Here is a 14525-nt window from a genome sequence, read left to right as displayed (position 1 = left end):
GGTTGACCATCCCAGGGTAGCAGTCGTTCGACTAGGCTCAGTGATCAAGCCCATAACAGACAGAGGGAGCTTTCCATGACTCAATTGCGCCGTGTAGCGATCATTGGCGGTAACCGCATTCCTTTCGCCCGTTCCAATGGCCCCTACGCCACGGCGAGCAACCAGGCGATGCTGACCGCCGCCTTGGAAGGCTTGATCGAACGCTACAACCTGCACGGCCTGCGCATGGGCGAGGTAGCCGCCGGCGCGGTGCTCAAGCATTCGCGCGACTTCAACCTGACCCGCGAATGCGTGCTGGGCTCTCGCCTGTCGCCGCAGACCCCGGCCTATGACATCCAGCAGGCCTGCGGCACCGGGCTGGAGGCGGCATTGCTGGTGGCCAACAAGATTGCCTTGGGCCAGATCGAATGCGGCATCGCCGGCGGGGTGGACACCACGTCAGACGCACCGATTGGGGTGAATGAAGGGCTGCGCAAGATCCTGCTGCAAGCCAACCGCAGCAAATCCATGGCGGATAAATTAAAAGTCCTGTTACAACTTCGTCCCCATCACCTCAAACCAGAACTGCCGCGCAATGGCGAGCCGCGTACCGGTTTGTCCATGGGCCAGCACTGTGAGTTGATGGCGCAGACCTGGCAGATCCCCCGGGCCGAGCAAGACCAGCTTGCGCTGGAGAGCCACCAGAAAATGGCGGCCGCCTATGCCGAAGGCTGGCACAACGATCTGCTCACCCCGTTTCTGGGCCTGACCCGCGACAACAACCTGCGTCCCGACCTGACCCTGGAAAAACTCGCCGCCCTCAAGCCCGCCTTCGAGCGCAGCGAAAAGGGCACGCTCACCGCTGGCAACTCCACACCGCTCACCGATGGTGCATCCCTGGTGCTGCTGGGCAGTGAGGCTTGGGCGAAGGAGCGGGGGCTGCCGATCCTGGCGTATCTGCGCGATGGCGAAGCGGCGGCGGTGGATTTCGTCAACGGCGCCGAAGGCCTGTTGATGGCTCCGGTGTATGCGGTGCCGCGTCTGTTGGCGAGGAATGGCCTGACGCTGCAGGACTTCGATTATTACGAGATCCACGAAGCATTCGCGGCCCAGGTGTTGTGCACGCTAAAAGCCTGGGAAGATGCGGATTACTGCAAGACCCGCCTGGGGCTGGACGCGCCGTTGGGCTCCATCGACCGCAGCCGGTTGAATGTGAAGGGCAGCTCCCTGGCCGCCGGGCACCCATTTGCCGCCACCGGCGGGCGTATCGTCGCCAACCTGGCTAAGTTGCTGGATGCGGCGGGCAAGGGCCGAGGGCTGATTTCGATCTGCGCGGCGGGCGGTCAAGGGGTGACGGCGATCATTGAGCGTTGATTGCAGCCGAAACTGGCATATAGGATGCATTCTTGAGTGGTCAAAGATCGGTAGCCCCTCCCACCGGCGAGCCGATTGCCGTATAACGAGTGCCATACGCGTATTTGGTAATAAAGGACCCACAATAAAAGCTGATGAAGACTCCTAAACGCATTGAACCCCTGATCGAAGACGGTCTGGTCGACGAAGTGCTGCGCCCTCTCATGAGTGGTAAAGAAGCAGCTGTTTATGTGGTGCGCTGCGGCAACGAATTGCGTTGCGCCAAGGTTTACAAGGAGGCGAACAAACGAAGTTTTCGTCAGGCATCCGAATACCAGGAAGGCCGTAAGGTCCGTAACAGCCGTCAGGCCCGGGCCATGGCCAAGGGCTCCAAGTTCGGTAAGAAAGAAACCGAAGATGCCTGGCAGAACGCCGAAGTGGCGGCTTTGTTCCGCCTGGCCGGCGCGGGCGTTCGCGTGCCCAAGCCCTACGACTTCCTCGAAGGCGTGCTGTTGATGGAGCTGGTGGCCGACGAGTACGGCGATGCGGCGCCGCGTCTGAATGACGTGACACTGGAGCCGGACCAGGCGCGCGAATACCACGCCTTCCTGATTTCCCAGATAGTGCTGATGCTGTGTACCGGCCTGGTGCACGGTGACTTGTCCGAGTTCAACGTACTGCTTACCCCCACGGGCCCGGTGATTATTGACCTGCCCCAGGCGGTGGATGCGGCGGGCAACAACCACGCGTTCAACATGCTGGAACGGGATGTGGGCAACATGGCCTCCTACTTCGGGCGTTTTGCCCCGGAGTTGAAGAAGACCAAGTACGCCAAGGAAATGTGGGCGCTGTACGAAGCCGGTACCTTGCACCCGGCCAGCGTCTTGACCGGCGAGTTCGACGAGCCGGAAGAGTTGGCGGATGTGGGCGGTGTGATTCGCGAGATCGAAGCGGCGCGGCTGGATGAAGAGCGCAAGCAAGCGATTCGGGCGGCAGATGATGCTCCGCCGAGCAAAGCGTCCGAAGAACCGCCACCGCCGCCTTGGATGCAATGATCTTCGGGTAAATGAAGATCAAAATGTGGGAGGGGCTTGCTCCCGATAGCGGTGTGTCAGTTACAGATATTGAGACTGACACACCGCCATCGGGAGCAAGCCCCCTCCCACATTGGTTTTGTAGTTAGTCAGTTAGAGCCTCACGCGCAGCAGCTTCCTGAAGCCAACTCCTTGAGAATCGGACAATCCGGCCGATGATCGCCCTGGCAGTGCTCCACCAGATCTTGCAACGTATCCCGCAACTGCCCCAGCTCCAGAATCTTCTGGTTCAACGCCTCGATATGCTGGCGCGCCAGGGCTTTCACGTCGGCGCTGGCCCGTTGGCGGTCCTGCCACAGGGTCAGCAGCTTGCCGACCTCTTCCAATGAAAACCCCAGATCCCGCGAGCGTTTGATAAACGCCAATGTGTGCAAGTCGTCCGTGCCGTACACACGGTAGCCACTGTCGGTGCGGTGGGCGGCTTTGAGCAGGCCGATGGATTCGTAGTAGCGAATCATCTTGGCGCTCAGCCCGCTTTGGCGTGCGGCTTGGCCGATGTTCATGGGCGTTGATCCTCCAGGTCAGTGGGTTTCCAGGTTTTCAACAACAGTGCATTGCTCACCACGCTGACGCTGGACAAGGCCATAGCCGCGCCCGCCAGCACCGGGTTGAGCAGGCCGAACGCGGCCAGGGGAATACCGATCAAGTTATACACAAACGCCCAGAACAGGTTCTGGCGGATTTTTGCGTAGGTCTTGCGGCTGATCTCCAGAGCGGCCGGCACCAGGCGTGGGTCGCCGCGCATCAGGGTGATACCGGCAGCATGCATGGCCACGTCGGTGCCGCCACCCATGGCGATGCCGATATCGGCCGCCGCCAGGGCCGGGGCGTCGTTGATGCCGTCGCCGACCATCGCCACCACGCCGGTTTTTTTCAGCTCGGCGACGGTGGCGGCTTTATCGGCAGGCAGGACTTCAGCGTGGACATCGTCGATACCCAGTGCGTGCGCCACCACGCGGGCGCTGCCGCGGTTGTCGCCGGTGAGCAAGTGGCTGCTGATGTGCTGGGCCTTGAGTTGCTCAACGGCTTCCAACGCACCGGGTTTGAGGGTGTCGCCAAAGGCGAACAACCCGAGTAAGCGCGGTTGTGGACCCTGTTCGATCAGCCAGGACAGGGTGCGGCCTTCGGACTCCCAATCGCTGGCGACACCTGCCAAGTCACCCGCGCTCAAGCCGATTTCTTCCAGCAGACGGCGATTGCCCAGTGCCAGTGGCCGACCGTCGAGGGTGCCGGCAATGCCGCGCCCGGTGAGGGATTGGCTGACGCTTACATCAGGCACCTTCAGCCCTTGTTCGCTGCAGGCATCCAACACGGCTTTTGCCAGGGGATGTTCGCTGCCGCGTTGCAGCGCGCCGGCCTGTTGCAGCAGCAGGGCTTGATTGCCATCCACCGCGACCAAGTGGGCGATTTTTGGCGTGCCGGAGGTGAGGGTGCCCGTCTTGTCGAAGACCACGGCGCTCACTGCGTGGGCGCGCTCCAGCGCTTCGGCGTCCTTGATCAGGATGCCGTAGCGGGCGGCGACACCGGTGCCGGCCATGATTGCAGTCGGCGTGGCCAGGCCAAGGGCGCAAGGGCAGGCGATCACCAGCACGGCCACGGCGTTGATAATCGCGGTCTCCAGCGACGCGCCGTACAGCCACCATCCCACCAGCGTGAGCACCGCCAGTACCAGCACGGTCGGGACGAAGACCTGGCTGACTTTATCCACCAGTTTCTGAATCGGCGCCTTGGCGGCTTGAGCGTCTTCCACCAGTCGGATGATGCGTGCCAGGACACTTTCGGCACCAAGGGCGGTGGTGCGCACCAGCAGACGACCTTCGCCGTTGATGGCACCGCCGGTGACTTTATCGCCGGGTTGTTTCGGCACCGGCAGGCTTTCACCGCTGATCAACGCCTCGTCGGCATGGCTTTTGCCTTCGATCACTTCACCGTCCACCGGGAAACGCTCGCCGGGTTTGACCAACACCAGGTCATCGAGCTTCAACGCGCTGATGGCGACGTCTTCTTCACGGCCATCCTGCACACGCAGTGCACGTTCAGGGCGCAGGGCTTCCAGCGCACGGATGGCGCTGGCAGTCTGGCGTTTAGCACGGCTTTCCAGGTATTTGCCCAGCAATACCAAGGCAATTACCACCGCTGAAGCTTCGAAGTACAGGTGCGGCGCCATACCCGCATGTGCGGTGAGCCATTCATAAATGCTCAGGCCGTAACCGGCACTGGTGCCGATGGCGACCAGCAGGTCCATATTACCGGCGCCGGCGCGTACGGCTTTCCAGGCGGCTATGTAGAAGCGCGCACCGAAAATGAATTGCACCGGCGTGGCGAGGGCGAACTGCACCCAGGGCGGGAGCATCCAGTGCAGGCCAAAGGGCTCCACCAGCATCGGCAGCACCAACGGCAATGCTAGCGCAATGGCCAGCAGCAGCGACCAACGCTCGCGGTGCAGGCGCTGGGCTTGATCGGTATCGGTGGCGATTTCGCTTTGAGGCAGGCTGGCGCTGTAACCGGCCTTGTCGACCGCCGCAATCAGCACGGCGGGGTCCATTTGGCCCTGCACTTCGACGTGGGCGCGCTCGTTGGCCAGGTTGACACTGACGCTTTGCACCCCCGGCACCTTGCCCAGCGCACGCTCGACACGCCCGGCACAGCTGGCGCAGGTCATGCCGCTGATGGGCAGATCAAAGGTGGTGGATCCATTCATGGGGCATTCCTCCAGAAGAAGTTGCCCCTAGCATCAACCTTGACCTGTGGGTAAGGTCAAGCGCCTTCAGTAATCCAATGCAGCCGCTTTGAGGTACATGCCATCCGGGCCCTGGGCGATCCGTAACTTGCGTACGTCACCGGCCTTGAGCGTGATGTTTTGCGCGGGCGGGGCGAGCAGGCCAGGCAGGCAGCCCGCAGCTTGGCCCGGCAGCAGCTTCAGGCGCAGTGACACATCGCCGGCGGGCAGGTTGAACGAGGTGGACTGTTCCTGGAACAGGCGCCCGGCCAACTGGTCCTGGATGTACAGGCCGATCTCGCAATTGGTCGGTACTTCCAGGCGCTCGCGGGAAATGATCAGCACGGCATAGTCTTGATCGGCACTGGCCATGGGCGCAGCGGCAGACAAACTCATCAAGCCGGCAAGGGCAAAATACGACCAGCGCATGGCGAATGCTCCGTGGTGTGAATCAAAGATGGTTCAAGCTTGGCCGACAGTGCCGCCGAATACCAGCCCGGCCGATTTTTTCAGAACTTGACCTTGCCATTGTGGCAAGGTCGAGACTGGGTTCAACCTCATCAAAGGAGTTATGTCATGCAAGTATTCAGTGTTGAAGGAATGACCTGCGGCCATTGCGTCCGGGCGGTGACCCAGGCGGTACAGAGTAAGGATTCAAGCGCCAGTGTGAAGGTCGACCTGGCCGCCAAGGAAGTGGGCGTGGAAAGCCGCTTGTCTGCCGAAGAGGTAATCAGCTTGATCACCGAGGAAGGCTACAGCGCCAAGCTCGCCTGATTTTAATAGTTAGCGAGCTATCGTTATGTTCAAGGCATCCAGGCCCGGCTAGACTGTCGGGCTGCCGACTCTCTTGGGTGCCTGATGAACCTTCGCATAATCCTGATTCTGGGTGCCTTGAGCGCCTTTGCGCCGCTGGCGATCGATTTCTACCTGCCGGGCTTCCCGGCGATGGCCACAGCGTTTGCCACCGATGAAAAACACATCCAGCTGACCCTGGCGGTGTATTTCGCCGGCCTGGCCATTGGCCAATTGATCTATGGCCCGCTGGCGGACCGTTTTGGTCGGCGCGGGCCGCTGCTCAGCGGCGTGACCCTGTTTACCCTGGCGTCCTTCGCCTGCGCCTACGCGCCCTCCCTCGATTGGCTGATTGGCGCACGCTTCGTGCAGGCCCTTGGCGGCTGCGCGGGCATGGTGATTTCCCGCGCGGTGGTCAGCGACAAATGCGATGCCGTGGGCTCGGCCAAGGTGTTTTCCCAGTTGATGCTGGTGACCGGCCTGGCGCCGATTCTTGCGCCGCTGGCCGGCGGGGTGATGGTCGGGTTGTGGGGCTGGCAGTCGATTTTCCTGGCATTGACGATCTTCAGTGTGATGGCCGCTATCGCCGTGGCATTCGGCTTGCCTGAAACCTTTCCGGCCCATCAGCCACGCCAGCCGTTGTCGGGCTCGTTGCGCCGCTATTTTGGGCTGTTGTCCGACCGGGTTTACCTCGGTTACGCCCTTACCGGCGCGCTGTCGATTGCCGGGATGTTTGCCTACATCGCGGGTTCACCGTTCGTGTTTATCAAACTGTATGGCGTGCCCGCTGAGCATTACGGCTGGGTATTCGGCTCCAACGCCGCTGGCTTCATCCTGGTGGCGCAGCTCAACGCTCGCTTGCTGGCCAAGCGTGGCCCGGCGTTTTTGCTGTCGCGTTCGGTGTGGGTGTATCTGCTGGCGGGGCTGACGCTGCTGGGCATCACGGCGTTGCGCACCGATGCGCTATGGCCATTGCTGGTGCCGCTGTTTATCTGCATCGCCAGTCTGGGCTGCATTTTGCCCAACACCTCGGCGTGTGCCATGAGCGGGCAGGGTGCTCGGGCAGGCAGTGCGTCGGCATTGCTCGGCTGCATCCAGTTCGGTGTGGCGGCGGGGGCGGCGTCGCTGGTGGGGGTGTTGCACGATGGCACGGCCATGCCAATGGCGATGGTCATCAGCCTGTGCGGTGTATTGGCGGTGACGGTGGCCGTGTCGACCCAACGCCTGCAACGGGCCAGAGCCTTGCAGGCGCAGGGCTGAGAGGCGGGTCAGCCAGCGGCGGAGTGTTGCTGGCTGATTGGAAAACGGTGGGGCGCCTTGATACGCGCTTGCAGGGTATCGGCAAAGGCGCGCGCCTCGGCTTCAGTGTGGAAAGTAATGGCTTTCTGGTCCAGACGGACCTCCCACTGGGATTTTGCTAACGCTTTTATCAGGATCTTCATTGCTGACTTCCTCATGTAAAAGAATCGTGGCAAAGGCGGCCAATATAAACCCCGGATACGCTCACAAATATGACAAAGATCAACTCTCTGACTAGCGGTGTCGCCCATTACTCACACGAATAACGGACAACACTGACAGCCGTTGTTTTAGAACCCTTCCAGCACGATCTTGCCCTTGGCCTTGCCGCTTTCCAGCAGTGCATGGGCCCGGCGCAGATTCGCCGCACTGATCACGCCGAAGTGCTCGCCCACCGTGGTTTTCAAGGTGCCGGCGTCGATCAGCTCGGCCACGCGATTGAGTAGGTTGTGCTGCTCAATCATGTCCGGCGTCTCGAACATCGAGCGCGTGTACATAAACTCCCAATGCAGCGACAGGCTCTTGCGCTTGAGTTTGCTCACGTCCAACGCCTTGGGGTCGTCGATCAGTGCCAGCTTGCCTTGGGGTTGCAGCGCTTCGACCAACTGGTCCAGGTGATGCTCGGTTTGGGTCAGGCTGGCGACGTGGGTGACCTGCGGGTGGCCGGCTTGTTTCAACGCTTCACTCAGCGGTTGGCTGTGGTCGATCACCAGGTCGGCGCCGAGGGCCTTGGTCCATTCCTGGGTTTCCGGGCGCGAGGCGGTGCCGATTACTTTCAATCCGGTGAGCTGGCTGGCCAGTTGGGTCAGGATCGAACCCACGCCACCTGCGGCACCAACGATAAGCAGGCTCTGGCCTTCGTCCTCTTTACCTTCACGCACCTGCAGGCGCTCGAACAGCAGTTCCCAGGCGGTGATGGCGGTCAGCGGCAGCGCGGCGGCTTCGGCAAAGCTCAGGCTCTTGGGCATATGGCCGACGATACGCTCGTCCACAGTGTGCAGTTCACTGTTGCCACCTGGGCGTACCAAGGAGCCGGCGTAGAACACTTTGTCGCCGACCTTGAACAGGCTCACGTCACTGCCGACCGCCTTGACCACACCGGCGACGTCCCAGCCCAGCACTTTGGCGGCGCCGTTTTCCGGGGCGACGTTCTGGCGCACCTTGGTGTCCACCGGGTTCACCGAGATGGCTTTGACTTCCACCAGCAGGTCGCGGGGGCCGGCGACGGGCGCCGGCAATTCGATGTCTTGCAGGGATTTTTCATCGGTGATTGGCAGTGATGCGTAGTAGGCAATGGCTTTCATGAGGGCTCCGGAAAAGGCGGTGATCAGGCGAGAAACTTCAGGCGCTTGAGTTCGAAGTGTTCGAGTACATCAGCGGCCTTGGCGCGAAAACTTTGGATATGTGCGCTTTGGTCATGGTCGGCCAGTGCGGCGTCATCGCTCCAGCGTTCGAGCATGTAGAAAGTCTCGGGGTGTTGCAGGTCTTGGTGCAGGTCGTATTGCTCGCAACCGGCTTCAAGGCGGGTAGGTTCCAGCAGGCCGCGCAGCAGGGTTTCCAGGGTGGCCTGTTGGCCAGGTTTGGCGATCAGCGTGGCGATGACGTTAAAAGCTGTGGGCATATTCAATTCCAGACACGTAATGAACGGGATGGACAGATGATTGGTCATTTCCCCTGAAGATAAAAGCGGCTAAAACAGCACTCTGTTTCAATAATATTTTGATAATGGGTGGGTGGATGCTGCGTTTTGATGATTTGCAGTTGTTTGTGCGCGCTGCGGACTTGGGGAGTTTGTCGGCGGCGGCGCGGGTGATGGACCTGTCGCCTGCCGTGGCCAGCGCGGCGCTCAAGCGTATCGAGCAACAATTGGGCGCGCGCTTGCTGGCCCGTTCCACCCGCAGCCTGCGCCTGACTGCCGAAGGTGAGGGCTTTCTGGAATACGCCCGCGCCTCGTTGAGCTCCCTTGATGAAGGGCGACGTCTTTTGGCCAGCGGTCAGGACCATGTCAGCGGTGTGCTGCAACTGTCGGCGCCCTCGGATTTCGGCCGCAACCAACTGCTGCCGTGGCTGGACGAGTTCCAGCGTGAGTATCCGCAGCTCGCCGTACGCCTGCTGTTGGGTGACCGGATTGCCGACCTGTTCCGCCAGCCGGTGGACATTGCCCTGCGTTATGGTGAGCCCGAGGACTCCAGCCTGATTGCACTGCCCGTCGCGCCGCGCAATGTTCGTGTGCTGTGCGCAGCCCCCAGTTACCTCGCACGCCACGGTGAGCCGCGACACTTGGAGCAATTGGCCCAGCACAATTGTTTGCTGTATATGCTCGGCACCCGAGTGCATGACCACTGGACGTTTCACGACGGCAAGCGCGAAGTCAGCCTGACGGTCAGCGGCGACCGCTTCAGCGACGATGCCGATGTGGTGCGCCGCTGGGCCGTGGCGGGTATGGGCATTGCCTATAAATCCTGGCTGGATGTGAGCACCGACGTGCTGGCCGGACGACTGCGCCTGATCCTGCCGGAACTGCGCGGCGAGCGCACGCCGCTCAATCTGCTGTGTGCCCATCGCGCGCAGTTGAGCAAACCCATCAACCTGCTGCGGGAAATGCTTGTAGCTCGCTGTGCGACATTGACGGCTCAATTGTCGGAGCGATTGGACCTCGTGTAATAGCCTCCGTAACGCAAGGAAATTTCACTCAAAACCCGTCCCTACTCTGGCTGTCAGACGCCACGGAACCCGCCCTTGGCGCACTTATACTCTGGCGCCTACCGCATCAGAAAAGTAATTCGACAGGGAGTGAATCGATGGAAGAAGCACCATGCATTAGTCAGATTGCCAGCTTGCTTGCTGAGCCAAAACGCACAGCCATGCTGTGGTCCTTGATGGACGGCTCGGCGAAGTCGTCGAAGGAACTGGCGGCACTTACCGGTCTACCGTCGGCCTCGGCCAATGCACATCTGGCGCGGCTGACCAGTAGCGGCTTGCTGCGAACCGAAGCGCGGTATGGCAAGCGACTGTTTCGCTTGGCAGACGGCGATGTCAGCGCCGCCATCCATGCCTTGGCCAGTACTACCCTGGCCAGTGCCACACGCAGTGCGCCGGGTGTTTCAACGCAGGTCTTGGTTGCGCCGCCCTCATTACGCCGTGCTCGGCTGTGTCATGGTCATCTTGGTGGCGAGCTGGCGGCGCAGTTGTATGAACGAATGATGGCGGCGAGGTGGATCGAGCGCCATGAGCAACGGCTCGCCGTCACATTCAAGGGCGCGCAGCAAATGGCGGGCCTGGGCATTTTTACCCAAGCATTGGCAATGCCGCTGCTGTGCGATTGTTTTGACTGGAGCCAGCAGCAACCACACCTCGGGGGCGCGCTGGGTGCTGGGTTGTTTCAGTTGTTCCTGCAATCGAACTGGATCAGCCTGGTCAACGAGTCCCAGGCTGTGGTGGTCAACGACGTCGGGCTGGAAGAGATCGCCCGATTGGCCGCGCTGTAGGAGCAGGCGCCGTGGTCACAGGCGCTCACTCCAACATTCGCTCACGTCAGGGCTTTACGAGTCGCGCATCCAGGCTGTTCTGTGCCAGGCGTTTGGCCTGGTCCTGGGTCATGCCCAAGGAGGTGTACAGCGCGTGGAAGTTCTCGGTGACATAACCGCCGAAGTAGGCCGGGTCATCGGAGTTCACGGTCACTTTCACGCCACGCTCAAGCATGTCGAGGATGTTGTGCTGGGCCATGTCGTCGAACACGCAGAGCTTGGTGTTGGACAGCGGGCACACGGTGAGTGGGATCTGCTCGTCGATGATGCGCTGCATCAGGCGTTCGTCTTCGATGGCGCGCACGCCATGGTCGATTCGCTGGATTTTCAGCAGGTCGATGGCTTCCCAGATGTACTCAGGTGGGCCTTCTTCGCCGGCGTGGGCAACGGTGAGGAAGCCTTCATGGCGGGCACGGTCGAACACGCGCTGGAACTTGCTCGGCGGGTGACCCATTTCGGAGCTGTCCAGGCCCACGGCCACGAACGCATCACGGAACGGCAGCGCCTGGTCGAGGGTTTTTTGTGCTTCGTCTTCGCTCAGGTGACGCAGGAAGCTGAGGATCAGCCCGCTGGTGATGCCCAGTTGCTGCTCGCCATCTTTGAGTGCTGCGGCGATCCCGTTGAGCACGACTTCGAACGGCACGCCACGGTCGGTGTGGGTTTGCGGGTCGAAGAAGGGTTCGGTGTGGATCACGTTCTGCTCTTTGCAGCGCAGCAGGTAGGCCCAGGTCAGGTCGTAGAAGTCCTGAGACGTGCGCAGCACATCGGCGCCCTTGTAATACAGGTCCAGAAACTCTTGCAGGTTGTTGAACGCGTAGGCCTTGCGCAAGGTTTCGACGTCGTTCCACGGCAGCGCAATCTTGTTGCGCTCGGCCAGGGCGAACAGCAGCTCAGGCTCCAGCGAGCCCTCCAGGTGCAGGTGCAGTTCAGCCTTGGGCAGGGCGTTGAGCCAATCGTACATGTCTAAATTCTCATCAGGTGCAATGGTGGCATTCTACAGGGCATAGCCGAAATAATCGGTAAAACCTGACCGGCAGGAGAGTATTCGTTTTATTCGCGCAAGAGGGTTGTGAACTAAGGTGTAACGAAACGTTAGCAGCGTGGCGCAGTCTGTACCCCATCAATGACTGATTTGCTGTACGAAAAAGGCCCCGAATGCTCACCTCCCTCAAGCAAGAAAAATTCATGCTACTGGCGCTGATTGCCGCCATCGCCGCCTACCCGCTGGAGCACTGGATGCTGCACAGCGGGCAAATAGTCGCGCTGTTGGCAGGCGTGGCGCTGATTGGTTTTATCGTAGTGGCGTCGATGCGCGTGGCCCACCACGCCGAGCAACTGGCGGAGAAAGTTGGCGACCCCTACGGCACCATGATCCTTACCCTGGCCGCCGTGCTGGTGGAAGTGGTGATCCTGGCGATCATGATGAGTAATGAGCCATCGCCCACCCTGGTGCGTGACACTATTTATTCGGCAGTGATGCTGGATATCAACGGCATCCTCGGCCTGGCCGCCTTGATGGGCGGCATCAAGCACGGCGAGCAGTCCTACAACGACGACTCGGCGCGCACCTACAGCGTGATGATCCTCACCGCCATGGGCGTGTCGATGGTGGTGCCGGAATTCATCCCCGAAGCTGACTGGAAAATTTACTCGGCCTTCACCATTGGCGCGATGGTGGTGCTCTACACCTTGTTCCTGCGCATGCAGGTGGGGCCGCACAGTTATTTCTTCAGTTACAGCTATCCGGAAAAACGCCGCAAAAAACTGCCGGAAGAGGAGCAAACGCCGCCGGTGAACCTGGTGTTCTCCATCGGCACGTTGGTGTTTGGCGTGATTGTGATTGGCGCGTTGGCCGAGGTGATGTCCAAGACCCTCGACCTGGGTCTGGAAGGCACGGGCGCACCGCCGGTGATTACGGCGATTGTGGTTGCAGCCATTTCGGCGGCACCGGAAATTCTCACGGCCTTGCGCGCCGCATTGGCCAACCGCATGCAGTCGGTGGTGAATATTGCACTGGGAGCGTCGTTGTCGACGGTGATTTTGACGGTGCCGGTGATGGAGGCCATGGCGCTCTACACTGGCCAGCCTTTCCAGATGGCGATGACGCCGGTGCAAACGGTGATGGTGTTTATCACGCTGATTGTCAGTGCGATCAACCTCAACGATGGCGAAACCAACGCTATCGAAGGGATGACCCATTTTGTGCTGTTTGCGACATTCATCATGTTGTCGCTGCTGGGATTGTAAGAACACAGCAGATAAAAAGCGGGAGGGGTTGTGCGACGAATCGACGTTCCCCTCCCGCATGTTGAACGGTGTTTACTTAAGTCCCTGCGATCAATCGTCGCGCCGCCTGGCTGTGATCGGCGATCAAACGTTTCAGATCCAGGCCCTCGACCTGCCCGTCTATCACTCGCCATTTGCCCGCGACCATCACCCGATCCGCACGATCCGCACCACACAACAGCAGCGCCGAAATCGGATCATGGCTACCGGAGAACCGCAGCTCATCAAGTTTGAACAGCGCCAGATCCGCCTGTTTACCCACGGCCAATTCACCGATATCCGTACGCCCCAGCAACTGCGCCGAACCTTTGGTGGCCCAGCCGAGCACGCCTTCGGGGGTGATCTTTTCTGCGCCATAACGTAGACGCTGGATGTACAGGGCCTGTCGTGCTTCGAGAATCATGTTCGATGCATCATTGGAGGCGGAACCGTCCACGCCCAGGCCGATGGGCGCGCCCGCGGCTAGCAAGTCGAGGGTAGGGCAGATGCCGGACGCCAGGCGCATATTTGAGCTTGGGCAGTGGCAGATACCGGTACCGGCGGCGCCAAGGCGGGCGATCTCATCAGGGTTGAAGTGAATGCCATGTGCCAGCCAAGTGCGTGGGCCGAGCCAGCCCACGCTGTCGAGGTAATCCACGGTTCGCAGGCCGAAGCGCTGCAGGCAGAAATCTTCTTCGTCGAGGGTTTCCGCCAGATGGGTGTGCAGGCGCACGTCTAGGCTGTTGGCCAGTTCGGCGCTGGCGCGCATGATTTCCGGTGTGACGGAGAACGGCGAGCAAGGCGCCAGAGCAATCTGGATCTGTGCGCCGTCGCCGCGTTGGTGGTATTCGCGGATCAGGCGCTGGCTGTCGTCGAGGATGACCTGCCCTTGTTGCACGGTCTGTTGCGGCGGGAGGCCACCGTCGGCTTCGCCCAGGCTCATGGAGCCCCGGGTAAGCATGGCGCGCATGCCCAATTCGCGCACCGTATCAACTTGCACGTCGATGGCATTTTCCAGGCCGTCGGGGAACAGGTAGTGGTGGTCGGCGGCGGTGGTGCAGCCCGAGAGCAGCAATTCGGCCAAGGCGACTTTGGTGGCCAGAGCAAGTTTCTCGGGCGTCAGACGCGCCCACACCGGGTACAGGGTTTTCAGCCAGGGGAACAACGGCTGATTGACCACCGGCGCCCAGGCACGGGTGAGGGTTTGGTAAAAATGATGGTGGGTGTTGATCAGGCCGGGCAGGATCACGTGTTCGCGTGCGTCGAACACCTGTCCACAAGGCACAGCGGGCTCTTTTCCCCAGCCCAGCACTTCGGTGATCACACCGTCCTGCTGCACCAGGCCGCCCCGGGCATCAAGGCCATTGGCAGTGAAAATCGCGAGGGGGTTTTTTAACCAGATACGGGTCGCAGGCATTGGCCGGCTCCTCTGAATGATGGGTTCAGGTTTGCCAGCTCAGTGTTGCCCTGTCTGCTGATCCAGGGTCGCCGGTTGGG

At 60.9% G+C, this 14525-nt stretch carries 15 protein-coding genes; 7 read left to right on the top strand and 8 right to left on the bottom strand.

Translation table 11 applies throughout. The features are described 5' to 3' along the window. Positions 1-75 precede the first annotated feature (75 nt). Positions 76-1353: an acetyl-CoA C-acetyltransferase gene (locus AB4N82_RS06630; protein ID WP_099602166.1), complete on the top strand. Its 1278-nt coding sequence runs from the start codon at positions 76-78 to the stop codon at positions 1351-1353. 134 nt (positions 1354-1487) lie between these two features. Beyond that, positions 1488-2387, top strand: coding sequence for a PA4780 family RIO1-like protein kinase (locus tag AB4N82_RS06625; protein ID WP_032887119.1), 900 nt, complete (start codon positions 1488-1490; stop codon positions 2385-2387). Between the two features lie 140 nt (positions 2388-2527). On the opposite strand, the gene cueR is transcribed toward AB4N82_RS06625, so the two are convergent. From cueR to AB4N82_RS06610, 3 genes are all read right to left on the bottom strand, one after another. Further along, a complete protein-coding gene (gene cueR / locus AB4N82_RS06620) occupies positions 2528-2929 on the bottom strand; it encodes a Cu(I)-responsive transcriptional regulator (protein ID WP_122764427.1) in 402 nt (133 codons plus the stop codon). Beyond that, the gene (locus tag AB4N82_RS06615; protein WP_122764426.1) at positions 2926-5127 is read right to left on the bottom strand and encodes a heavy metal translocating P-type ATPase; all 2202 of its coding nucleotides are present in this window, start codon (positions 5125-5127) and stop codon (positions 2926-2928) included. The genes cueR and AB4N82_RS06615 overlap by 4 nt, the downstream gene beginning before the upstream one ends. A 66-nt stretch (positions 5128-5193) precedes the next feature. Beyond that, a complete protein-coding gene (locus tag AB4N82_RS06610; protein WP_095186501.1) occupies positions 5194-5574 on the bottom strand; it encodes a hypothetical protein in 381 nt (126 codons plus the stop codon). A gap of 147 nt (positions 5575-5721) precedes the next feature. Between AB4N82_RS06610 and AB4N82_RS06605 the strand changes: the two genes are divergently transcribed. Both AB4N82_RS06605 and AB4N82_RS06600 read left to right on the top strand, forming a co-directional pair. Beyond that, on the top strand, positions 5722-5919 hold the full coding sequence (locus tag AB4N82_RS06605; protein WP_032887113.1) for a heavy-metal-associated domain-containing protein: 198 nt from the start codon (positions 5722-5724) through the stop codon (positions 5917-5919). An 84-nt stretch (positions 5920-6003) separates the two neighbouring features. Beyond that, complete coding sequence (locus tag AB4N82_RS06600; protein WP_032887112.1) at positions 6004-7197, top strand: multidrug effflux MFS transporter; 1194 nt, start codon at positions 6004-6006, stop codon at positions 7195-7197. An 8-nt stretch (positions 7198-7205) separates the two neighbouring features. Here the strand turns inward: AB4N82_RS06600 and AB4N82_RS06595 are convergent, their stop codons facing one another. The 3 genes from AB4N82_RS06595 to AB4N82_RS06585 all read right to left on the bottom strand — a co-directional run bounded on the left by AB4N82_RS06595 (position 7206) and on the right by AB4N82_RS06585 (position 8857). Next, a complete protein-coding gene (locus AB4N82_RS06595) occupies positions 7206-7379 on the bottom strand; it encodes a hypothetical protein (protein ID WP_163033283.1) in 174 nt (57 codons plus the stop codon). Between the two features lie 147 nt (positions 7380-7526). Continuing rightward, positions 7527-8540, bottom strand: coding sequence for a zinc-binding alcohol dehydrogenase family protein (locus AB4N82_RS06590; protein ID WP_122753906.1), 1014 nt, complete (start codon positions 8538-8540; stop codon positions 7527-7529). 23 nt (positions 8541-8563) lie between these two features. Further along, positions 8564-8857, bottom strand: a complete 294-nt coding sequence (locus tag AB4N82_RS06585) for a putative quinol monooxygenase (protein ID WP_032887109.1) — start codon at positions 8855-8857, stop codon at positions 8564-8566. 116 nt (positions 8858-8973) lie between these two features. Between AB4N82_RS06585 and AB4N82_RS06580 the strand changes: the two genes are divergently transcribed. Both AB4N82_RS06580 and AB4N82_RS06575 read left to right on the top strand, forming a co-directional pair. Then, positions 8974-9900 (top strand): LysR family transcriptional regulator, encoded by a 927-nt coding sequence (locus AB4N82_RS06580; RefSeq protein ID WP_032887108.1) that lies wholly within the window; start codon positions 8974-8976, stop codon positions 9898-9900. Between the two features lie 137 nt (positions 9901-10037). Beyond that, complete coding sequence (locus AB4N82_RS06575) at positions 10038-10724, top strand: ArsR/SmtB family transcription factor (RefSeq protein ID WP_032887106.1); 687 nt, start codon at positions 10038-10040, stop codon at positions 10722-10724. A 46-nt stretch (positions 10725-10770) separates the two neighbouring features. Here the strand turns inward: AB4N82_RS06575 and AB4N82_RS06570 are convergent, their stop codons facing one another. Next, positions 10771-11724, bottom strand: a complete 954-nt coding sequence (locus AB4N82_RS06570; RefSeq protein WP_032887105.1) for an adenosine deaminase — start codon at positions 11722-11724, stop codon at positions 10771-10773. Positions 11725-11918: 194 nt separating this feature from the next. Here AB4N82_RS06570 and AB4N82_RS06565 point away from each other — a divergent pair, with 194 nt between their 5' ends. Further along, complete coding sequence (locus AB4N82_RS06565) at positions 11919-13010, top strand: calcium:cation antiporter (RefSeq protein ID WP_032887104.1); 1092 nt, start codon at positions 11919-11921, stop codon at positions 13008-13010. Between the two features lie 76 nt (positions 13011-13086). Here AB4N82_RS06565 and AB4N82_RS06560 read toward each other — a convergent pair whose 3' ends face one another. Further along, complete coding sequence (locus tag AB4N82_RS06560) at positions 13087-14445, bottom strand: 8-oxoguanine deaminase (RefSeq protein ID WP_032887103.1); 1359 nt, start codon at positions 14443-14445, stop codon at positions 13087-13089. Positions 14446-14525 lie beyond the last annotated feature (80 nt).

The organism is Pseudomonas sp. H1_D04 (assembly GCF_054683855.1).
This window is presented reverse-complemented; position numbering and strand designations above follow the sequence as displayed.

Coding starts and splice junctions, on each gene's coding strand:
- AB4N82_RS06630 (WP_099602166.1), top strand. CDS start 76: ATGACTCAATTGCGCCGTGTAGCGATCATTGGCGGTAACCGCATTCCT.
- AB4N82_RS06625 (WP_032887119.1), top strand. CDS start 1,488: ATGAAGACTCCTAAACGCATTGAACCCCTGATCGAAGACGGTCTGGTC.
- cueR (WP_122764427.1), bottom strand. CDS start 2,929: ATGAACATCGGCCAAGCCGCACGCCAAAGCGGGCTGAGCGCCAAGATG.
- AB4N82_RS06615 (WP_122764426.1), bottom strand. CDS start 5,127: ATGAATGGATCCACCACCTTTGATCTGCCCATCAGCGGCATGACCTGC.
- AB4N82_RS06610 (WP_095186501.1), bottom strand. CDS start 5,574: ATGCGCTGGTCGTATTTTGCCCTTGCCGGCTTGATGAGTTTGTCTGCC.
- AB4N82_RS06605 (WP_032887113.1), top strand. CDS start 5,722: ATGCAAGTATTCAGTGTTGAAGGAATGACCTGCGGCCATTGCGTCCGG.
- AB4N82_RS06600 (WP_032887112.1), top strand. CDS start 6,004: ATGAACCTTCGCATAATCCTGATTCTGGGTGCCTTGAGCGCCTTTGCG.
- AB4N82_RS06595 (WP_163033283.1), bottom strand. CDS start 7,379: ATGAAGATCCTGATAAAAGCGTTAGCAAAATCCCAGTGGGAGGTCCGT.
- AB4N82_RS06590 (WP_122753906.1), bottom strand. CDS start 8,540: ATGAAAGCCATTGCCTACTACGCATCACTGCCAATCACCGATGAAAAA.
- AB4N82_RS06585 (WP_032887109.1), bottom strand. CDS start 8,857: ATGCCCACAGCTTTTAACGTCATCGCCACGCTGATCGCCAAACCTGGC.
- AB4N82_RS06580 (WP_032887108.1), top strand. CDS start 8,974: ATGCTGCGTTTTGATGATTTGCAGTTGTTTGTGCGCGCTGCGGACTTG.
- AB4N82_RS06575 (WP_032887106.1), top strand. CDS start 10,038: ATGGAAGAAGCACCATGCATTAGTCAGATTGCCAGCTTGCTTGCTGAG.
- AB4N82_RS06570 (WP_032887105.1), bottom strand. CDS start 11,724: ATGTACGATTGGCTCAACGCCCTGCCCAAGGCTGAACTGCACCTGCAC.
- AB4N82_RS06565 (WP_032887104.1), top strand. CDS start 11,919: ATGCTCACCTCCCTCAAGCAAGAAAAATTCATGCTACTGGCGCTGATT.
- AB4N82_RS06560 (WP_032887103.1), bottom strand. CDS start 14,445: ATGCCTGCGACCCGTATCTGGTTAAAAAACCCCCTCGCGATTTTCACT.